The organism is Nitrososphaera sp., from assembly GCF_050748925.1.
Lineage (GTDB): Archaea > Thermoproteota > Nitrososphaeria > Nitrososphaerales > Nitrososphaeraceae > Nitrososphaera.
This window is the reverse complement of sequence record NZ_JBOGQF010000019.1, coordinates 1-18,323: the sequence shown is the minus strand read 5'-3', so window position 1 is coordinate 18,323 and position 18,323 is coordinate 1. Positions and strand designations below refer to the sequence as shown.

The 18,323-nt window shown below is 54.0% G+C and carries 25 protein-coding genes and 1 tRNA gene; 12 read left to right on the top strand and 14 right to left on the bottom strand.

Going from position 1 to position 18,323, the window contains the following annotated elements; all coding sequences use genetic code 11:
• The 4 genes from ACREAY_RS02965 to ACREAY_RS02950 all read right to left on the bottom strand — a co-directional run.
• On the bottom strand, nucleotides 1–970 hold a 970-nt coding region (locus ACREAY_RS02965), incomplete at its 3' end, for a pelota family protein (RefSeq protein ID WP_431754273.1).
• On the bottom strand, nucleotides 967–1,398 hold the full coding sequence (locus ACREAY_RS02960) for a hypothetical protein (RefSeq protein ID WP_431754272.1): 432 nt from the start codon (nucleotides 1,396–1,398) through the stop codon (nucleotides 967–969). The genes ACREAY_RS02960 and ACREAY_RS02965, both read right to left, overlap by 4 nt.
• Before the next feature lie 155 nt (nucleotides 1,399–1,553).
• Nucleotides 1,554–1,937 (bottom strand): metal-dependent transcriptional regulator, encoded by a 384-nt coding sequence (locus tag ACREAY_RS02955; protein WP_431754274.1) that lies wholly within the window; start codon nucleotides 1,935–1,937, stop codon nucleotides 1,554–1,556.
• A 106-nt stretch (nucleotides 1,938–2,043) separates the two neighbouring features.
• Complete coding sequence (locus ACREAY_RS02950) at nucleotides 2,044–2,823, bottom strand: TrmB family transcriptional regulator (protein ID WP_431754271.1); 780 nt, start codon at nucleotides 2,821–2,823, stop codon at nucleotides 2,044–2,046.
• A gap of 203 nt (nucleotides 2,824–3,026) precedes the next feature.
• Between ACREAY_RS02950 and ACREAY_RS02945 the strand changes: the two genes are divergently transcribed.
• The 3 genes from ACREAY_RS02945 to tes all read left to right on the top strand — a co-directional run bounded on the left by ACREAY_RS02945 (nucleotide 3,027) and on the right by tes (nucleotide 5,591).
• Complete coding sequence (locus ACREAY_RS02945; protein WP_431754270.1) at nucleotides 3,027–3,440, top strand: response regulator; 414 nt, start codon at nucleotides 3,027–3,029, stop codon at nucleotides 3,438–3,440.
• 48 nt (nucleotides 3,441–3,488) lie between these two features.
• Entirely contained in the window at nucleotides 3,489–3,773 is a 285-nt protein-coding gene (locus ACREAY_RS02940; RefSeq protein ID WP_431754269.1) for a hypothetical protein, read from the top strand.
• Nucleotides 3,774–3,887: 114 nt separating this feature from the next.
• Entirely contained in the window at nucleotides 3,888–5,591 is a 1,704-nt protein-coding gene (gene tes, locus ACREAY_RS02935; protein WP_431754268.1) for a tetraether lipid synthase Tes, read from the top strand.
• A 27-nt stretch (nucleotides 5,592–5,618) separates the two neighbouring features.
• On the opposite strand, the gene ACREAY_RS02930 is transcribed toward tes, so the two are convergent.
• Nucleotides 5,619–6,104, bottom strand: a complete 486-nt coding sequence (locus ACREAY_RS02930; protein ID WP_431754267.1) for a hypothetical protein — start codon at nucleotides 6,102–6,104, stop codon at nucleotides 5,619–5,621.
• A gap of 57 nt (nucleotides 6,105–6,161) precedes the next feature.
• Nucleotides 6,162–6,776 carry a ubiquinol-cytochrome c reductase iron-sulfur subunit gene (locus tag ACREAY_RS02925; RefSeq protein WP_431754266.1) on the bottom strand — a complete coding sequence of 205 codons (615 nt, stop codon included), beginning with the start codon at nucleotides 6,774–6,776 and terminating at the stop codon, nucleotides 6,162–6,164.
• Between the two features lie 131 nt (nucleotides 6,777–6,907).
• Here ACREAY_RS02925 and ACREAY_RS02920 point away from each other — a divergent pair, with 131 nt between their 5' ends.
• Together ACREAY_RS02920 and ACREAY_RS02915 are read left to right on the top strand one after the other, a co-directional pair.
• Nucleotides 6,908–8,338, top strand: coding sequence for a M3 family metallopeptidase (locus ACREAY_RS02920; protein WP_431754265.1), 1,431 nt, complete (start codon nucleotides 6,908–6,910; stop codon nucleotides 8,336–8,338).
• 48 nt (nucleotides 8,339–8,386) lie between these two features.
• Complete coding sequence (locus tag ACREAY_RS02915) at nucleotides 8,387–8,728, top strand: VOC family protein (RefSeq protein ID WP_431754264.1); 342 nt, start codon at nucleotides 8,387–8,389, stop codon at nucleotides 8,726–8,728.
• A 21-nt stretch (nucleotides 8,729–8,749) separates the two neighbouring features.
• On the opposite strand, the gene ACREAY_RS02910 is transcribed toward ACREAY_RS02915, so the two are convergent.
• Nucleotides 8,750–9,409 (bottom strand): proteasome subunit beta, encoded by a 660-nt coding sequence (locus ACREAY_RS02910; protein ID WP_431754263.1) that lies wholly within the window; start codon nucleotides 9,407–9,409, stop codon nucleotides 8,750–8,752.
• A 75-nt stretch (nucleotides 9,410–9,484) separates the two neighbouring features.
• Between ACREAY_RS02910 and leuC the strand changes: the two genes are divergently transcribed.
• The 4 genes from leuC to ACREAY_RS02890 are packed head-to-tail and all read left to right on the top strand — an operon-like array spanning nucleotide 9,485 to nucleotide 13,211.
• Nucleotides 9,485–10,900 carry a 3-isopropylmalate dehydratase large subunit gene (gene leuC / locus ACREAY_RS02905; protein ID WP_431754262.1) on the top strand — a complete coding sequence of 472 codons (1,416 nt, stop codon included), beginning with the start codon at nucleotides 9,485–9,487 and terminating at the stop codon, nucleotides 10,898–10,900.
• Entirely contained in the window at nucleotides 10,900–11,487 is a 588-nt protein-coding gene (gene leuD, locus ACREAY_RS02900; protein WP_431754261.1) for a 3-isopropylmalate dehydratase small subunit, read from the top strand. Before leuC ends, leuD begins: the two co-directional genes overlap by 1 nt.
• 37 nt (nucleotides 11,488–11,524) lie before the next feature.
• Entirely contained in the window at nucleotides 11,525–12,904 is a 1,380-nt protein-coding gene (locus tag ACREAY_RS02895) for a hypothetical protein (RefSeq protein WP_431754260.1), read from the top strand.
• Nucleotides 12,888–13,211 carry a hypothetical protein gene (locus tag ACREAY_RS02890; protein ID WP_431754259.1) on the top strand — a complete coding sequence of 108 codons (324 nt, stop codon included), beginning with the start codon at nucleotides 12,888–12,890 and terminating at the stop codon, nucleotides 13,209–13,211. Before ACREAY_RS02895 ends, ACREAY_RS02890 begins: the two co-directional genes overlap by 17 nt.
• Here the strand turns inward: ACREAY_RS02890 and ACREAY_RS02885 are convergent.
• Entirely contained in the window at nucleotides 13,203–13,751 is a 549-nt protein-coding gene (locus ACREAY_RS02885; RefSeq protein WP_431754258.1) for a 5' nucleotidase, NT5C type, read from the bottom strand. The two genes, ACREAY_RS02890 and ACREAY_RS02885, sit on opposite strands and share 9 nt — an antisense overlap.
• Nucleotides 13,752–13,826: 75 nt before the next feature.
• Here ACREAY_RS02885 and ACREAY_RS02880 point away from each other — a divergent pair, with 75 nt between their 5' ends.
• Nucleotides 13,827–14,135, top strand: a complete 309-nt coding sequence (locus ACREAY_RS02880; RefSeq protein ID WP_431754257.1) for a hypothetical protein — start codon at nucleotides 13,827–13,829, stop codon at nucleotides 14,133–14,135.
• Nucleotides 14,135–14,365 (top strand): hypothetical protein, encoded by a 231-nt coding sequence (locus tag ACREAY_RS02875; protein ID WP_431754256.1) that lies wholly within the window; start codon nucleotides 14,135–14,137, stop codon nucleotides 14,363–14,365. The genes ACREAY_RS02880 and ACREAY_RS02875 overlap by 1 nt, the downstream gene beginning before the upstream one ends.
• Before the next feature lie 210 nt (nucleotides 14,366–14,575).
• Here the strand turns inward: ACREAY_RS02875 and ACREAY_RS02870 are convergent.
• Nucleotides 14,576–14,649 (bottom strand) — tRNA-Pro (locus tag ACREAY_RS02870).
• A gap of 292 nt (nucleotides 14,650–14,941) precedes the next feature.
• A complete protein-coding gene (locus tag ACREAY_RS02865) occupies nucleotides 14,942–15,814 on the bottom strand; it encodes a winged helix-turn-helix transcriptional regulator (protein WP_431754255.1) in 873 nt (290 codons plus the stop codon).
• 92 nt (nucleotides 15,815–15,906) lie between these two features.
• On the opposite strand from ACREAY_RS02865, the gene ACREAY_RS02860 reads away from it, so the two are divergent.
• Nucleotides 15,907–16,263 carry a nuclear transport factor 2 family protein gene (locus ACREAY_RS02860; RefSeq protein ID WP_431754254.1) on the top strand — a complete coding sequence of 119 codons (357 nt, stop codon included), beginning with the start codon at nucleotides 15,907–15,909 and terminating at the stop codon, nucleotides 16,261–16,263.
• A gap of 316 nt (nucleotides 16,264–16,579) precedes the next feature.
• On the opposite strand, the gene ACREAY_RS02855 is transcribed toward ACREAY_RS02860, so the two are convergent.
• The 4 genes from ACREAY_RS02855 to ACREAY_RS02840 form a co-directional block, all read right to left on the bottom strand.
• Entirely contained in the window at nucleotides 16,580–16,777 is a 198-nt protein-coding gene (locus ACREAY_RS02855; RefSeq protein WP_431754253.1) for a hypothetical protein, read from the bottom strand.
• A gap of 381 nt (nucleotides 16,778–17,158) precedes the next feature.
• Nucleotides 17,159–17,293: a hypothetical protein gene (locus ACREAY_RS02850; RefSeq protein WP_431754252.1), complete on the bottom strand. Its 135-nt coding sequence runs from the start codon at nucleotides 17,291–17,293 to the stop codon at nucleotides 17,159–17,161.
• Nucleotides 17,294–17,409: 116 nt separating this feature from the next.
• Nucleotides 17,410–17,913 (bottom strand): hypothetical protein, encoded by a 504-nt coding sequence (locus ACREAY_RS02845; RefSeq protein WP_431754251.1) that lies wholly within the window; start codon nucleotides 17,911–17,913, stop codon nucleotides 17,410–17,412.
• Between the two features lie 35 nt (nucleotides 17,914–17,948).
• On the bottom strand, nucleotides 17,949–18,146 hold the full coding sequence (locus ACREAY_RS02840) for a hypothetical protein (RefSeq protein WP_431754250.1): 198 nt from the start codon (nucleotides 18,144–18,146) through the stop codon (nucleotides 17,949–17,951).
• Between the last annotated feature and the right edge of the window lie 177 nt (nucleotides 18,147–18,323).

Sequence of the window (18,323 nt, the reverse complement as noted above, 5' to 3'; positions counted from 1 at the left end):
TCCTTGCACCGTGGCCCTCTATGGTGTTCAGCAACTTTACGACTGCCTCTTCGTCAGCCGTCTTGAAGACGGAATCGGAAAATATCACCGACTCGACTGCCTTTGCGGACGCGGCCTCTGTAATGTCCTTGAGCCCCATGGCAAACCTGTTTTCGTCCCTGCGCACCATGCTCATCACCTGGTCCAGCATGGAAGAGACTGCCGCCATCTTGCTCTCGCCCATCGCCTCTCTTGCCTGCTGCGACCGCAAGAAGACAAAGACCCCGTCCTCCCCTGCGACGTCGACGCCGTCGACCACCTGCGCCCTCTCCTTGGGCAGGCCGTGCTTGTCAAGTGAGTTGTAGAACCGCCTGCGGGTCTCGCCGGGGCCAAAGATGATTATCCTGTCCGTCTCGCCAAGCACCGACGCCACCGTCTTGGCCGCGTCGCCAAAGAACGAGTCGAGGCTCGCGTTCTTGGTCGCATAACGCTTGCCGCTCTGGCCGGAATAGATGTTGGGGATTATCTTGGCGTGCGTGCCTGAAACCCTCGCCACCGCCGCCTCCTGCGTGTCGATTGCCACGAGGATGAACGACGCGCCGTCGCCGGACTTTTTCAGCATCCGCAGCTCGACTTCCTGCCACTTTCTGTCCTTGTCTATGGTTATCATGTCGCCTGCCTGTAGCGAGAGCGCATGGTGCGTGCCCTTTGTCACCATCTCATTGTCCGTGTTTTCAATGTTGCCGGCAATCCTCAACCTGTCGACAGTAGAGTCCAGCTCTACTCTGTCGACTTTAATCGACACCCTGACCTTGACGCGCTCGCCCTTGTCAGGCCTTCCGTACTCTTTTTCCTGCTTGACAACCCTGCTCGTGTCTGCGATGACATAGTCTCCCGGCTCTACGATGCGCCTGAGCGTAAAAAGGTCGTCCGAGTCTTCCGGTATCACAAAGTATGCGTTGTTGGACGCGGTGCTCTGCTTTACTATCATGCTTGCGGCTGCGCCGTGTTCTGCTGACCTTCGGACGGGTGCTGTTGCGTCGACTGGATGTACTTGTCGACCCATTCCTGCGTCAGCACGCCGGCCTCCACCAGGTTGACGAGGGCGTTTGGAGACGCCGTCCCCTGCACCTTGCCGGAGCGCTTGCGGTTCTGCCTCCACTTGAGCGACGTGTTGCCAGATTTGGAAGAATAGATGATGCCGAGGATCTCTTTTGCGTTCACAAAGGTCATCTCGCGCAGCTTTTTGAGGGTCACCTTGTCGGCCGCCTCGATGTAGATGGCGCCGGGCCCCTCTTCGCGCTCTGGAAACACCTCAAAGTCGCGCAGATAGCTTTCAGGTATGAACGATCTGCAGGTGCTTATTATGACGAATTGCCTAAAGCTCTCAAGAGAACACGTAGTTTCTATCTGAACCAAGCCAATAGTGAAAGACACGTAGTTATTTATCAAGCTTGTGAGAAATTTTAGTGGACGGGCAAACTCCTCACTCAAGATCCTCCTCACCAATCAGTAGGGCTAGTCATGTCATTGCCTGCCCATCCGATGATGCTTGCGCGGCTAGGCATAAAAAACTAAGTGCAGCAACGGCCGCGGGGAATGACGTGGCCGTGGGGGCATTCCCGGGGATGCTTTAGCAATGTGCACAGCGCGTCGGTGAAAATATTTTTCATGTGGTGCTCTATGCCGCAGACCATCTCTTCGTCTATCTCTATCTTTAGCGCGTCCTTCATCAAAACTTCAAGCAGGCGGGTGTTCCGTATCATCTGCTTGCCTATCCTGTCCCCTTCGTCGGTCAGTTTCACGCTGCCCTTGGTGTAATGGACAAGGTTCGAGCCGTCGAGCTTGCGCAGCATCTGGACTACCGAAGGCTGGGTGACGTCGAGCATCTTGGCAATCGAGCTGACCTTGACTTCGTCGCCCCTCTCGCGTATGTACCATATCGCCTTGAGGTACATCTCGACGTGCTCTGCTCCTGCCGTTCCGATAAAGAGCTCTTCATCGTCGCTTCTCCTGACAGTAGACTCCAAAGGCGCGTTTACTTGTTATGAAATATTATTAACCTTATCTGTCCTTCTTTTGCGCTTTGGCGTCTGCCCACAGGTAGCGGAAGTAGTCGGTTGCAAAGCCTGCCAGCGCCGCGTGGTCAGCCCATATGGCTATAGGGTCTATCATGCCGTTTTCGCCCATGCTCTCGCCAAGCAGTATCAGGACGTGCTTGCCGTCTGCTATGACGCCCCCGCCAAACATGCTGTTCTTTAGTTTCACTTCCGCGACCCTTGATAGCGCCTTGACCGTGTCGCTGCCCGTCTGTTCAGACGCGAGGACGGTTATCTTGACGCCCTTCTCGTGCACGGTCCGCAATATCGGCTGCATCGGCTTGGCGATCTCTTCGGCGACGCTTGGCAGCGCCACCAAAAGCTCGTGCTGGCAGCTCTGCACGATGTCGTTCACCTTTGCCGCTATGTTGTAAATCCCCCTGACGACCCATATCTCGGGCTTCTCCTTTATGCCGCTCTTTGTATAGATTGGCATCAGCTCGCTCACTATGGTGGACTGGCTTTCCCGAAAGCTGTTTTCGCTCCTCATCCTCATGGCTTCAAGCGCCGTAGATGGCGACTGGGGAAAGAACTTTTGCGGGCGGGAACTGTCTGATTCGAGCCAGCCTTTCTCCTCGAGGCTGTTCAACACTTCATATATCTTGGAATATGGCACGCCTGACTTTTTGCTAATGTCAGCTGCCGTCATGGCCCCGGCTTCCAAAATCGACGTGTATACCCTTATCTCGTAACCTGTCAGGCCGAGATCTTCCATGGCCTTCCTGGACCTGTCGCTAATGCTCAACTGCCCAGTTTTATTACGCCGTTATATTTCAACATATGCTAGCGTTTAATGTGCAGGCAATCCCTGCTGTTAAAGGCATGAGCGGTGTGGGTAATTCCGCAACAAGTCGATGTCTCTTCTTAAAAGTGTTTAATAGGGATGGTCTGCATATCATGTTTGAGGAATATATGGCATATTGCCTCATGCCATAACAGGTGATGCGATTGTCGACAACTGCCAAATCCATTCCCGAGGTTGGAAAGGCCCAGAGGCAGCCTGCCGTAATGATTGTTGACGACGAGCTTGACATTCTCATCACGGTAAAGATGGTCCTGAACAAGTCCGGGTTCCAAAACGTAGATATTTTTTCTGATCCGTTGAGGGCATTGGCTGATTTTAAGGCAGACAAGTACGACCTTGTAGTGCTGGACATCCGGATGCCTGAAATGTCCGGCTACGACCTTTACAGGGAGATACGGAAGCAGGACAAGAACGTCCGGGTCTGTTTTGTCTCTGCGTTTGAAGACTATTTCCAGGAATTTAGCAAGCTGTTCCCAAATGACAAAGCTGAATGCTTTATGCGAAAGCCGATGACGATGTCGGAGCTGCTTCAAAAGATAAAGGAACGGCTTGCCTGATCTTTGCAGATGCAATAGTCTTTTTGATTATTATCGCGTATTGTTACCGTGCTACGGTATTACGTTGCGTTTGCCGTCGCCATCGTTTCTGACTTGCTTGACTATACTGCCATGGGGTCGCTTCCTGTAATCGGAGACGTCATCGACGCCATCACCATTCCGATACTCTATGCCTTGATAGGCAAGTTTTCTCTCTTTGGCGCAGTAGAGTTCATCCCGTTTGCTGACCTTGTCCCGACCTATACCATAGCTGTAGCTCTTGCCTATCGCAAGGAGTTGAAAAAGGGCGAGCAGGAGCTGGACGGGCAGAAAAGGACATCAACCCCTTTATAAAGAAGTAATCATTGTATGAGAGCAAAGGGTCAACTCTGGTAACCCCTAATCACCGTAGTAATTGCACCGTTATCTTTAAATATAAAATCTAGAACGTTTTATGTAAGAACTAGCATGGAGCTACTTCAGATTTCGAATGTAACGAGCAAGAATGTCGCTGCAAGGAAGACGATAAGGTTCACGCAGAGCATCTGCCCGGACTGCAACATGATCCTCGATGCAGAGGTCTTTGAAAGGGATGGCAAGGTCTTTATGACAAAGACCTGCCCGACACACGGCGAGACCGAGGAGCTTTACTTTGGCTCGTACGAAATGTACAAGAAATTTTCCACTTACTGGATGGACGGCAAGGGCGCCCAGGCGCCAAACGTAATGATCGACAAGTGCGCGTGCCCGAACAACTGCGGCCTTTGCACAAACCACCTTTCGCACTCCGGCCTTTCCAACATGATCATCACCAACAGGTGCGACCTGACATGCTGGTACTGCTTCTTTTACGTCAAGAAGGGCCTTGAAGGCGCCTATCTCTACGAGCCAAACCACGAGCAGGTGAGGGCCATGATGAAGACCCTGAAGGCAGAAAAGCCAATCGCGGGCAACTCTATCCAGATCACCGGCGGCGAGCCGATGCTCCGCGACGACATTACAGAACTGATAAAGATAATGAAGGAGGAGGGCGTCGACCACGTGCAGCTCAACACCAACGGCATCAAGCTGGCCATGTCGCCAGAGACGATGCGCCAGGTGAGGGGCTCCGGCGTCAGCAACCTCTACCTGTCCTTTGACGGCGTCACGCCAAGGACGAACCCCAAGAACCACTGGGAGATACCATACACGCTGGAATCTGCACGCAAATGCGGCATGACAGTCGTGTTCGTGCCGACTGTGATAAAGTCCATCAACGACCACGAGCTGGGCGGCATCATCCGCTACGCGCAAAAGCACATGGACGTCGTGCACGCGGTAAACTTCCAGCCGGTGTCGCTGACAGGCAGGATGGGCAGGAAGGAGCGCGAGAAATACAGGATAACTATTCCAGACTGCATTGAACGCATCGAGGAGCAGACAAACGGCGAGATCAGCAAGGACTCGTGGTTCCCGGTGCCCTCGTGCATGCCCATGACGAGCATCATCGAGGCTTTCAGCAAAAAGCCAAAGTACGAGCTTTCGATACACTTTGCATGCGGCGCAGGCACCTATGTCTTTGAAGACGTCCAGACGAGGAAGCTGACTCCGCTGACATCGTTTGTCGACATCAAGGGCGTGCTTGAATACTTTGAAGAAAAGGCCGACGAGATCAAGTCCGGCTCCAACAGGTACTGGACGATGCTCGAAGTCGTCAGGAAGCTAAAGACGTTCGTGGACAAGGACAAGCAGCCGCACGGCCTCGACCTGGCCAAGATGTTCTCCAGCATACTGCTGAAGCGCAACTTTGACTCTGTCGGCAACTGGCATGTAAGATCACTGTTCCTTGGCATGATGCACTTCCAGGACAAGTACAACGAGGACCTTGAACGCCTCCAGAGGTGCGACATACACTACCTGACACCGGACCTGAGGATCATCCCGTTCTGTGCCTTCAACGTCATCCCCGAATGGTACAGGGACAGGATACAGAAGAAGTTCTCGATCCCAGTCGAGGAGTGGGAGCAGGCGCACGGCCAGACGCTCGAAGCGGGCCTTTACCGCGGCCTGATGAGGCGTGGCAAGCCAGAAGCCCAGATGGGCTGCGCCCTGTCAGAGATGCACAGGGACGCTGCGATGGCCTCTGACGACCACAAGGGAACTGAGCTCCGCAACGGCATGGCCGGTGCGTAAGCACACCCACTTTTCTCTTTTATTTTATTAATAACTTTCAGAATCCAGTATTGCAAGTGCGCGCATGCCTTTCTCCGTAAGCACATAGACTGTGCACGTGCCGGCGACTGCGGACACACGGACAAGCGAGCATTCCAGCATCTTGCCAACGTGCCTGTCAACTGCCTTCCAGTCGATGCCTGCCTCGTTAGCCAGCTGTAGCTTGTTCCTGGGCTGTGTCAGCAGCCGGAGCAGTCTCGTTCTGGTGGGCCCGCCGCGCATCCTCACCAAGAGCTCGAATGCGCTGCATTCCAGGCCGCCCTCTGTCCATTTTTCTCTTATCTTGCCCCGCCAGCAGTCCCTGCCGACAGTGACCTGCGATGTCTCGACGCCGAATTTTCTGGCCTGCAAATACTGCATCTGGGACAGTTGCTTTGTCTCTGTGCCGGAGCGATAGTCGACAAACGCTGCATGGGTTAGGGTAAGAGCTGTAAAAAGCACGACGACGATGCTCATCGTCTTTGCAATGCTCAAGTTATCGAGCCTACTTCTATTATCACGTCCTGAACATAAAAGGGTTCCAGAGCCAAACTAGAGGTACCTGCCGTAGCCAACGATGCCGTTCTTTTTCAGGTCCCAGTTTGGCGGCAGTATCCACAGGCCACCTCCTGAATCTACCTCAAGTTCAAGCCGCGGGAGGACGTTAGAGGGCGGCCCCTGTATGGACGCCGGCCCCAAATACGCCTCGCCCGTAAAGACGTCGTACAGGCTGCCGTGGCACGGGCACTGGCCGTTGCCGCCGACCGTCCTGCCCGGGTCCTTGGGATCCGGCTTTCTTGGAAAGTACTTCCACAGGCACCACAGGTGCAGGCAGACCATGCTGTACATCCTGAACGCGCTGGCGTCGCCCTTTTCGCCGCCCATCTCTTTTGGCAGGCGTATGAATTGCCACGTGCGGAAAGCTTCTCTGTTCAGGACACGGTCGTCTGACTCTGGATAGACTACTACCTCTGCGTGGTTGACGGGAAACGTATGGACGTTGGCCTGCGAGCCGTCGCCTAAAAGCACCTTGCTCTTGCCTTCCGGCGCCGCCCCGGATGGGTTGGGTAGGTACTTGCCCCATTCTACAAACGGCGCAAATGTCATGGCCAGGCCAGACGCAGCCATCAGCTTCAAAAAGTCCCTCCTTGACGCCCTGTGGCCCATGCGGTACGCAGGCGCAAAAATTGATTTAACGCTTGATCCAAACGTTTGGACAAAATCTTAAATAAATCAGCAGCTGACGCGACCGTCCAAAAGTTATAACGTTTTTAACGCCCTGCGCCGTCTTTTCGCCTGTGAACCTGCAGCGGTGGTGCCAGCTTGACGAGCAGATCTACATTGCCGAGTCTGACGAGCGCTTTAACCAGTACGCCGGCCTTGCGCACAGCGAGAAGGTCATCGAGCGACTGGCAGAGATGAAGGCAACGAGCGCGCAGGCTTTTCTTGAAAATTTTGACGGGCCCCGGGAACTGTGGCTGTCCGCAGTCGAGAACATGGCCGACTCGTCCACCAAGAAACTGGAGCTCAAACTATACAATTTGCGCAACCAAAAGATCGCGACCAAGGCCGGCAGGCGGACTGTCAACTGGAGCTCGTGGCGGCAGTTCAACAGCGTGGAAAAGGACTCAAAGAGGCGCAAGCAGGTCTTTGACGATTTCGTGAAAAAGACGCGCTACATCTCGCCGGTCATCAAGGGGCGCTTTGACGCGATTGGCGACGTCTATGCAAAATACAAGATGAACCCCCTTGACGGCTACCTTGAAAGCGAGAGGTTCTCGCGCCCGCAGCTGCTCGACTTTGTGAAATCGATGGGCAGGCAGGCAAAAAAGCCCTTCCGAGAAGCGCTGGCCGAGATGTCGAAAAAGGTGCTCGGCAGGCCTGCCGAATACTATGACGACTTTTACTTTTTCAGAAACCGCGTCTATGCAGACATGGAGAAGCATTTTGCCGGCGTCAGCCCGCCGGGCCAGGTGAAAAAGACTCTGGAGGACATGCATTTTGATTTATCGAGCATTCGCTTTGACACAGAGAACCGCAAGAACAAGTACCCGTCGCCCATCTGCTTTTTCGTGCAGGTGCCGACTGACGTCCGGGTGCTCTACAAGAGCGAGAGCCGATACTTTGACCTACAGGGCTGCTACCACGAAATGGGGCATGCCGTCCACGCGACGTCCATTGACCCTGCGGCCGAGTACCAGGACCGCTATGGGTTTTCAATGGGCGTGGCAGAGATATTTTCGATATTTCTGGAGAGGCTGACCAAGAACCGCAAGTATCTCCGGTCGCTTGGCGTCGCCGACCAGAAAGTACTTGACGACATCGAGGCGAGGAACAATTTCATGGAATTGTTCTTTGTCGCCTTTTACACTGCCAATTCGCTGATGAAGGCCGAGTTCTGGCGCAAGGGGCTGTCGATGGAGCAGGCAAGCGACCTCTATGCGAAACTGGTACAAGAGTACACGGGCCTTGAAACGCCCGGCGAATACTGGATGCTCCACCACATCCTGCCTGACGCCATAATGTACGTGCCAAGTTATCTCGTGGCGGCCGTGCGCGCGGCAGAGCTTGAAAAGCAGCTGCAGGGCAGGTTCGGCGACGAGTGGTGGACGCAGAAAGAGGCGGGCAGCCACATCCGCGACATAATGAGGCCGGGGGCAAAGATAGACCTGTCGTCTTTTTCAAAGATGGACTCTGGCCTGTTCATCAAAGAGATCACCGGTGCGTAACAGCAGCCTGCGCGATCCTCCTTAAAATTTTGGGCTCGTCAGATTGGCATGGCAAACGGCGTAGAGTATTTCGAGATACCTGCGGACGAGGCAGGGGAGCTGAAGGAGTTCTACTCTTCGCTCTTTGGCTGGCAGTTTGAGCAGTCCGAGATGGCTGACTATTGGTACATAAAGAACGCCGACATCAGCGGCGGGCTGGCGCCAAAAGAGACGCCAGGGCAGATGCCTACCGTCTTTGTCGACGTAGAGTCGATAGACGACTACCTTGAAAAGGCGGAGAAGCTAGGAGCAGAGGTGGTAAAGGGCATGCAGGAAATGTCCAACGGGTACTTTGCCGTGCTTGAAGACCCTCAGGGAAACACGTTTGGGATCTGGCAGGACAAAAAGTAGCCAGTCCTTTTAAAAAAGGATCTAAAAGACGGCGCCGACTGCAGCCTTTTGCTCTTTTGGCAGCTCGCGGTAGCCGTCCTTGTCAATGATGACGACGTTGATGCTGTCGCCAGTGCCGGCATTCCTGCGGATTGCTGCCGCAATCGCGTGCATGGCCGTCTTGTACGCGTCGTCTACGCTCATGCCCTCGCGGTACTCGGATTCCAGATAGCCGTACGCTACCGGGGAGCCAGAGCCGGTAGAGATGAACTTTTCAGACGAAATCGAGCCAAAGAGGTCAAGGTTATAGATGGTGGCACCCTCCTCCTTTGTGTATCCTGCCATGATCAGCTGCACGTAGAACGGGAAATAGCGCTGGTTGAACAGTATGTTTGAGCAGAGCCTTGCTGCCGACTTGATCGGTATGAGCTCCTTGTTCTGGAAGCGGTAAATGTTGGCGTTGTAGCGCATCGTGTCGACGAGGTTCTGCGCGTCCGCCACGCCGCCTGCAATTGTAAGGCCAAGGTGGCTGTCGACCCTCTGGATCTTCATGACATGCCTGTCGGCGATAAAGAGGCCCGCGCTCGCCCTAGTGTCTGCGGCAAGCACCACGCCGTCCTTGCATGTAAGGGCGCAGGTGGTGGTCCCCTTCTTTATCTGCTCAGCGATATACTCCGGATAACGGTTGTCCTGAGGGTGCATGGGCTGAAAAGCGCTGGAACCTGACTTAAACCTATCTGCTCGTTTTATATTGTACTTTGTGCAATTTTGTCTCGCTTGGCCCCGCGGACGACATTTGAAAAGATATGGGACAGCCACGTCGTCTACGAGAAGGAAGGCGGGCCTTCATTACTTTACATTGACCGGCACCTGGTCCACGAGGTCACGTCGCCGCAGGCGTTTGACGGCCTCCGGATGAGCAAGCGCAAGGTGCGCCGGACCGACTTGACCTACGCGACGATGGACCACAACGTGCCCACGAGCGACCGGTCGCTGCCTATAGTCGACCAGGTATCCGCGACGCAGATAAGGACCCTTGCGCAAAACTGCAAGGAATTTGGGATCACGCTTTACGACATGCACAGCCCAGACCAGGGCATAGTACACGTCATCGGCCCGGAGCTCGGGCTCACGCTCCCCGGCACGACAATAGTGTGCGGCGACAGCCACACGTCGACGCACGGCGCGTTTGGCGCCTTTGCGCTTGGCATAGGCACGAGCGAGGTAGAGCACGTGCTGGCAACGCAGACGCTCTGGATGGACAGGCCTAAGACGTTTGCGATAAACCTGCAAGGCAGGCGCAAAAACAAGCATGCTGTCACTGCCAAGGACATGATACTCTACGTCATCCGCACCATCGGCACCGCCGGCGGCACCGGATATGTCCTAGAATACAGAGGCGACGCGATGTCAGACCTGTCTATGGAAAACCGCATGACGATATGCAACATGTCAATAGAGGCCGGCGCAAGGGCCGGCCTTGTCGCGCCCGACGAGGCTACGTTTGACTATGTTAAGGGCAGGCACTACGCGCCCAAGGGGGAGCAGTTCGACAAAGCAGTGGAATACTGGAAGGGCATTTGCACGGACGCCAGCGCCAGTTTCGACAAGTCGATGACGTTTGACGTGGGGGCGCTTGCGCCGCAGGTCAGCTGGGGCACGAACCCCGGGATGGTCGTGAGCGTCAACGAGAGCGTGCCGCACCCGGACGAGTTTGCGCGGGGCAACGGAAACGAGTTGAAGGCGGCAAAGCGCGCACTCGAATACATGGCGCTAGAGCCCGGCACGCCGGTCACAGGTATAAAGCTCGACCGCGTCTTTATCGGCTCGTGCACCAACTCGCGCCTTGAAGACCTGGCGGAGGCGTCGGTGGTGGTCAAGGGCCGAAGGGTGTCGCCAAGTGTGAGGGCGATGGTCGTCCCCGGCTCGCAGCAGGTAAAGTCTGCGGCTGAAAAGCTGGGTCTTGACAGGATATTCAAAGACGCCGGCTTTGAGTGGCGCGAGTCTGGCTGCAGCATGTGCCTCGGCATGAACCCTGACATACTCTCGCCGGGCGAGCGGTGCGCAAGCACCTCAAACCGCAACTTTGAGGGCAGGCAGGGCAGCGGCGGCAGGACGCACCTAGTGAGCCCGGTGATGGCCGCAGCTGCTGCGATAGAGGGCCATTTCGTCGACGTGAGGGAGTGGCTCTGATGGAGCCGTTTGCGCCGGTAACGAGCAGGGCGACCCCGCTTGACAGGGTGAACGTCGACACCGACCAGATTGTGCCAAAGCAGTTTCTAAAGCTTGTAAGCCGGACCGGCTTTGGCCAGTACCTCTTTTACGACTGGCGCTTTGACTCTGAAGGCAGGCCGCGCAAGGATTTCGTGCTCAACGACCCGAAATATTCCGGCAGGCAGATACTGCTTGCGCGGGACAACTTTGGCTCTGGCAGCTCGCGCGAGCACGCGGCGTGGGCCATACTTGACTATGGCTTTCGGGCGGTGATAGCGCCTTCATTTGCAGACATTTTCTACAACAACTGCTTCAAAAACGGCGTGCTGCCGGTGAGGCTTGCGCCAGAAGAGGTCGAATACCTGTTCAAAAACGACCTTGAAATGACAATAGATCTTGGCAAGCAAACCGTGACTGTGGACGGAAAGGTGATGCGCTTTGAGGTCGACGGCTTTCGCAAGCAGCTGCTCCTTGAGGGCCTCGACAGCATCGGGCTGACCCTGCAGCTTGAAAGCCACATTGCGCGCTATGAGGAAAAGCAGCAGCCCTTTGCGCCGGCCCTCTGACAAGATTTTTATCTAAACCCCTCCGGAGCAGTAGTACATGGCAGGGATAGTGGCGATTTACAACCACGGGTCCGAGCCCAACAAGGCCGTGAACTATTACCTTGCCCACGCCATGCGGATGCTGCAGCACAGGGGCAAGGCGTACTGGAAGATTATGGTGGGGGCCGGCTCTGCCGGCGGCGAAGGGTCCCTTCCGCCTGACGAGGCGCTGTTAAAAATGGCCAGCCGGGAAAAATTGAATGGCGTTTCAGGCATTGGCTGCCTGCTAAAGAGGTCGCCCCCGTTTGCCAGCATGGCCAACATGCAGGCCGCCTTTGACGGCTTTTTCGTGGACACCGAGAAGCTACACCTGCACCCCCACGTCGGACCTGCGCGCGATTCCGATTCTCTCTTCAAGATCTATTACATCTTTACCACGCTCTTGCAAAAGGACGCGGACAGGGCCGTCGAGTTCCTTGACCGGCACCTGCGCGGCAACCTGATGGCCAAGATTGGCGACGACGTCTATGCATACCGCGACAGCACCGGCTTCAAGCCGCTCGTCACCGCGTCCAGAACGGACAGGACGCTCAACGTCATCGCGTCTGAAAACTCGCTCCGCTCGTCGCTCATCGACATGGAGTTTGCAGAAGTCAAGCCGGGGCAACTGCTAAAGATGAGCAAGAAAGGCGGCCTGCAGGTTGTTGCCACCAGCCACGATTCAAAGCTGATGATGGACCCGTTTGAGTTTATCCGCGAGTCAAACGTCGTCGCGACGCTCGGCGGCAAGAGCATCTACTCGATAAGGAAAAACATTGGCAAAGAGCAGGCCAATTTCCTCTCCCTCGACCTGAAGGTGGGCGACCTGGACTCGGCGTACGCCGAGCCGGACTATACCCGGCCGATGGCCCTTGGCTTTGGGCTTGAATACCGCCGGCATTTCCCGCATTTTGACCTTGCCGAGGGCGTCATCAAGGACCGCTATGACGACTCGGACAACATGATAGACTTTTCCGAGCAGGACAGCAAGAACAAATTGCTCACGACCGGCCGGTCGCTAAAGTTCGTGATGCAACCGCTGGTGCAGGGCCGCAGGACAGCCACCGTGCAGGGCACCATACAGACCAGCGCAACTGCGCGCGAGACGATATACTACCTGCGCAACGCCGGGGCACAGCGCATCGACGTCATCGTAAGCTACGTCCCTACAGTAGACGGCCGGCAGGTCGGCCTTTACACGCACAACCGCGAGCTGGTGGCAAACAAGTACGTTGGCGAGGTGTCCTCGATAGACGCCCTGAACCAGAGCATTGCAAAAGAGCTCGGCGCCGACATGGTTTATTACAACTCGCCGTCCGTTCTTGCAAAGGGCATCGGTATGCAAGAGCGCAACCTGTGGTTCCCGGAATGGGTCAGGTTCCTTGACTACAAAAAGTGACGTCGAGCCGGGGCGGATAAAGGGCCCGCCTGCCCGAAGGCAGGTTCTGCTGTCAGGCGCGCAAAAGGACCAGGGCTTTACGATAACCCTGGTAGAGATGCGCCAGTATGTAGAGCGCGCGGACGACCTGCTCGGCGAGTATTCCCTGCTGACAGTCGTGGTGGAAACTGACAGGGGCTCGATAGAGATGAAGTACGACGAAGGCTTTCGAGGCCCGGACGCCTTCCAGTCTGCAGTCGCGATGCTGACGCAGTACGTTGGGCTGTCGGCGCTCATCAACCGCGCCCTGATAGCGCTGTCAGAGTAGCTTTTCAGCCTCGGACAGCTTGCTGACGCGCACCGGCCAGGTAAAGTCGCTGTTCCACGGCTGGTTGAAAAGTATCGCAGACTTGGGGGCGACGACATCCACAAGGTTCTTGGGCGCGTCGTCTATCAGCACGTCAAAGGGATAGTTTGCCTTTGGCACCGCGTCGTATATGAAAAGCAGGTCGTCTGCGTATATGTCGTGAAAGTCAAGCCACTTTGCCACGTACGCGACGGTGGGCCTCTCTCTTTTCGTGATTATCGAAACGCGGTAGCCCTTCTTGTGCATCTTTTTCGTCACCGCCCCGATGTTCGGCTCGGTGGGCGGGATCTCGGTCCAGCGCCTGCTCCACACGTGCGTGAAATAGCTATAGACGTCGTCCGGCGTTATCGGGAGGATGGTGGGGATGTCCCATTTCGTGATGCTGTCTTTGGTTATCCTGCCCTTCCTGCGCAAGTTGTACTCGTCGGCCCAGACCAGCATCACGTCTGCAAGGACAGAATCGACATCTATAGCGACAGTCTTGGCAGCCTCTGAAGGCACTTCAAAAACTTGCTTTATGCTTTATTTATAGTCTGGTCGCGGATTATTTTTATAGTTCCCGGCCGGACTTGCTGTATGAGTCTTCCGGAACTTGCCTGGAGGTGCACGCGTGACGCCCTCATGACGCTTGGCGAGCCTACCATGCAGTCGCTTTTCTGGCATGCAAACAGCTGCGGCGTGCCGATGGCCCCGGAGGAGTTTGACATCGTGAAATTCGAAAATGCGCTCCACGACATGGTAGGCGGGGGCGCCGACATCATCCTCTCAATAGTGGCCGACAGCCTGGCCGCCGAGCTCAGGATTGAAGCCGCTTTTGATCTCAGCTTATCTGCAATAGAGCGCGTCAAGCAAGCCCTGAATCTGGCCGCCAAGGTGGAAGAGTAGTGCTGGATGCGTTTGACACCGGTTCGACTCGAAAGAAACTGATCGCAACGATTGCCGTCGCGACGGCCGGCATGAGCCTTCTTGTCGTACTTGCAGGCGACCAGGACCTGCCTTTTTTTACAAACTGGGCCATAAACGTCACCGCCGGCACGGCAGTTGGAATAGCGGCGCTATGTAACAACTGTGAAGATTCCCGTGACAACCGCTGCCGCCACACTTCCTCCGATTAGGCTTCCTACCAAGGAGTCTGAAAGTTGAAGCAAGGCCTGTTCAAACATCGCTAGCTTTCGACTTACGACGTATTTATGGAGATCTGTTATAGTAAAAAAGATAAAAAGATTTCCATACTTAATTGCAGAAAGCTATTATTCTCCGATATTCGGCAATCAACGTAAAATCAGAAAAATCATGACCCTTATCTATATACCCCTAAACAAGAGTGGGGCCGGCCGGATTCGAACCAGCGACCTCCAGCGCCCGAGGCTGGCATCCTGCCAAGCTAGACAACGGCCCCCTTGCGTTCAGTGCGAGCCGGCCGTTTTATATCTCTTGGCAGGAGAATAAACTTCATCATAAGTACGTTAAATTCTTGGAAATTCGATAAAAAACCTTCGTTATTCGTCTAACATCTGGCCAGAAGGCCAATCATAAAAAGACAATGATGGTTCTTCTTCGATCTCGGGAGTTTTTCCCGCGCGCTTTATGGCGGGAGTTTCTGCTTCAACTTGGGTGCTGGCAAACTTGCGGTAATCGAAGAATAAGAAATCGAGATTTTGTCCTCCGCGTAAAGTTCAGCTACTGCAGCGCTAGGCCACTCGATCCTTTTCCAACTTTCTAATTTCCTCCCTGATTAGGGAGTGTCTGAGGTCTACAGAGACCCACACCTCCAGATTCAGGGACATCGTGACAGACTTGACTCCCTGAACGTTCTCCAGCTGGCGGGTCTTAGTTATCACATCCGCCAGGGAGCTTGCTTTGCAAAGCACATGTTTCATCGGCGGTTCGAGAGTATGGTGTGTTAGGGCGGTCTCGCCCATTATTCTTCGTACCTCATCCATGCTGACCCTCCCAGCAATTACCAGTGGATATATCAGCTCGCCTGAATCTGTCAGTGCGCCGAGAAGAGGCTCTATGGAAATCGTTTTCGTCTCTAAGAGCAGATTAAGGTGCTTGCGTACAGTCTTTGGGCTTAGCCCAGTGGACTTCACGAGTTCGCCAATTGACAACTTGGGCTCATCAACTAGAGCATCCATTACGGATAGATCAATAATTGAAACCGGTGCACTCTTCCTGTGTGGCTGGAAAGCTCGTCCAGATGGTTTTGTCCCCAAGATATTTGTGAGATAGTCAGCACTCTTATCTTCATCTTTAGCCCATAGCCCCACAATCATTTGTCCATCCAGTTTCAAGCTTACCCAAGATACGTCTGGTGCAGCGACTGCCGCTTGTGCCGTCTTTCGCTGGAATTTTCCATGAAAGAATAACAAGAGACCAACGCGGTCAAACACACTTGGATTTATCGTTAACATGAATCCTTGGAGAACCCCTTTACTCTTTAAGCGCTCGAGACGATCTCGAACAGCAGGAGCAGAGAGCGAGACTCGCCTGCCTAATGACTGGTAGCTCTGGCGTGCATTGTCATCTAGCGCTACAAGGAGCTGAAAGTCTTTCGAGTCCACTAATTAGTTCACGCCCAGCTTGAATATAAGATTCCCTAAATCGAAAGGTGGATCTAACGAGAAGATAAATTCAAGGCTCCAGAAGGAGTGTCATGCAAAAGAATGAATCTGCAATGAACGCAAAGGAAATCGTGATTTCTTTTCTGGAGTCTCTGAACGATAGGGATTTCAAATCTGCCAGAAGCTACGTGAGCGATGACTTTTCGTTCACAAGTCCTCCTGGATCCGCTGATAGCGCAGAAACATACTTCAAAGGTGTGGAACAGCAGCAGTTAAAATTCGACATTAAGAAGATCTTCACGGATGGAAACGATGTCTGCGTCTTCAATGATGTCATTGCGGGGCCTATAACCTTGTTAGCTAGTGGTTGGTATCATGTAGAGGATCAGAAAATGCGTTCTCTCAAGTTAGTTTATGACCCACGACCTCTCCTTCAGAAGAGACAATAGGTACTAATCACCTTGCTAGCGAGATCTCGCTGACAAAGCCTGCAGAGCTTGTCAGGGCGACTATCTATCTGCAGAAGGTCGGTAGTGACTACCGCCCAACTATCTTTTTCCTGCAGCTATCTCCGCCATTAGGTAGCCAGTTAGAGCCTTGTACCTCCGTGTATTGCACATTTCTGATCCAACAATCATTCTTGTCAGGCTGGTCTCCGTGCTTGATCACTATCAAAACCAATTCCATATTCATTGCCAACTAACGTTCGTTGTATGGATCTTCGTCTGCATCTGTAATATGGAGGATAAACTCTGTAAGCACCTCTTAGTAAGAGTGCTTGCCGGTCTTGTGCGTCTTCAGCTCTTTGAAACTTGAAAAGGCCATCTTGCACTTGTCGCACTGCCACTGGTTGGCCTTGGCGTCGCTATAGGTGTGAAAGAACCTGCGGCCCACATGGTACATCTTTGTCAGGTGGTTATACAATATTGGGTTGTGGTTCACCCTGTACTTTATGCTGCTCATGCAAACGTCAATGCCTATCGCGATTCATCGCTTAAAAGTGGTACGGTGATATCTTATAGAAGATTCATACACATGACATTCGGAAACCGCGTGCTTTTGCTAAATACGCGGCTCTTCCAGCAACCCCGCGCGTCTTGGACCTGCCGTTCTTTACAAATATGCCACACCCTTTTGCGCGGTGCCATGAATTCCATGCGCTGATTCGTATACCCACAACTATAGCTGGAGCTTAGGTACAGTACTCTAAACGGCAAGTGTAAACCTTAGTTTCCATAAAGAGAAATCTTTTATAGAAATATCGCATAAAGAGGGGTACAGCCAACCCTACAGAAAGTTCGTGCGTTCGGGCCCGAAAGTCTTTGGATGAGTAGGGCCTGATTTTCACTGGGCTACCGATATCGCGCCAATTTTGCCCCGGGTACCTGCTATGTCTGGCAGGTCAAATTCGCGCAGCAGGCCGTCCACATCCATGCATTCTTTGCACTTGCACCTGCGAGGAGACTCGTTTGCTCTCATACATGCTATTTGCAGTCGTGCCGATAAAAGGCAGCTCAGCATAGATCTGCGTGAAAAGCTAGCTGCATGAAGAAAATATAGTGCGTCATGCTGGCGCAATTTCACTTGCCTGATGCCTAGTAGCCGTACATCGACTTTACCGCTCTTTCGACTTCGTGCTCCGGGACTCTAAAGAACGAAAACGCACCGCCTGCCCCTGCCGGTTGCATGTCCTGGCCCGAGGTTGCCGCGACGTAAAGGTCCGATGCTCCCACAAGCAGCGCACGCGCATGGACGTTCCACTCTGCCGTGCTTGCTCCTGATTTTATCGTCGCCACCAGCGCAGCAAAAGATGCAATGATTGCTATCCTGTATTTCTGCAGCTGGATTTTGGCCGGGTTCGAGTCGGCAAGCGACGGGAGCAAGGAGCCGATTCTGTACTGGTATTCGTCCAGGTTCTTGGCGATGCCAAAGCTGTCGCCAATCGCCGGCGCGCTCTTTTTTGCCGCCCGCGCGTCGATGGAAAGCCTGTCAAATATCCCGTGCGCATTGTTGACGGTAAAGTCAACGGTGGTGATGCCATCTCCTGCAAGCAGCCTGCGGCATGGGGTGCCAATGAACTTCATTACAGGTGCAAGCAACGCCGCCTGTGCGGCTTTGCGCCGTATGACTGTTGCTATCTGATTATGGAATCCGTCGCGTTCATGGCAGTTCCCTTGGCAAGGTCTTTTGCCTCCTGAGTCACGTTCTGTACAAAAGAATTAGAGCCGATCTTTTGGGCCCCTGACCATACGCCTGACAGAAAAGTACCCAGACCCATGCCAACTATCGCTAGTATGGCAACTATAACAATTATCCATGTGACTATGCCCAATGCCGATTACTGTTCGCTGCAATGATTTTAAAGAATTTTGTACGCGCTAGGCCGGAATAGAGGAACATTACCTCGCTGTCCCTGCTGGAACCTGCTATCCGCCGTTTCCCTTAACTCAATTCTTCTTGTAAATATCCTGAACGCACATGGATTCTACGAAAGTAAGATACCTAATGC

Excerpts from the sequence above, each read along its gene's own strand:
- ACREAY_RS02850 (WP_431754252.1), bottom strand. The coding sequence starts at position 17,293 with ATGAGAGCAAACGAGTCTCCTCGCAGGTGCAAGTGCAAAGAATGCATG.
- ACREAY_RS02880 (WP_431754257.1), top strand. The coding sequence starts at position 13,827 with ATGAGTCTTCCGGAACTTGCCTGGAGGTGCACGCGTGACGCCCTCATG.
- ACREAY_RS02895 (WP_431754260.1), top strand. The coding sequence starts at position 11,525 with ATGGCAGGGATAGTGGCGATTTACAACCACGGGTCCGAGCCCAACAAG.
- ACREAY_RS02915 (WP_431754264.1), top strand. The coding sequence starts at position 8,387 with ATGGCAAACGGCGTAGAGTATTTCGAGATACCTGCGGACGAGGCAGGG.
- ACREAY_RS02855 (WP_431754253.1), bottom strand. The coding sequence starts at position 16,777 with ATGAGCAGCATAAAGTACAGGGTGAACCACAACCCAATATTGTATAAC.
- ACREAY_RS02910 (WP_431754263.1), bottom strand. The coding sequence starts at position 9,409 with ATGCACCCTCAGGACAACCGTTATCCGGAGTATATCGCTGAGCAGATA.
- ACREAY_RS02860 (WP_431754254.1), top strand. The coding sequence starts at position 15,907 with ATGCAAAAGAATGAATCTGCAATGAACGCAAAGGAAATCGTGATTTCT.
- ACREAY_RS02925 (WP_431754266.1), bottom strand. The coding sequence starts at position 6,776 with ATGGGCCACAGGGCGTCAAGGAGGGACTTTTTGAAGCTGATGGCTGCG.
- ACREAY_RS02955 (WP_431754274.1), bottom strand. The coding sequence starts at position 1,937 with ATGTACCTCAAGGCGATATGGTACATACGCGAGAGGGGCGACGAAGTC.
- tes (WP_431754268.1), top strand. The coding sequence starts at position 3,888 with ATGGAGCTACTTCAGATTTCGAATGTAACGAGCAAGAATGTCGCTGCA.
- leuD (WP_431754261.1), top strand. The coding sequence starts at position 10,900 with ATGGAGCCGTTTGCGCCGGTAACGAGCAGGGCGACCCCGCTTGACAGG.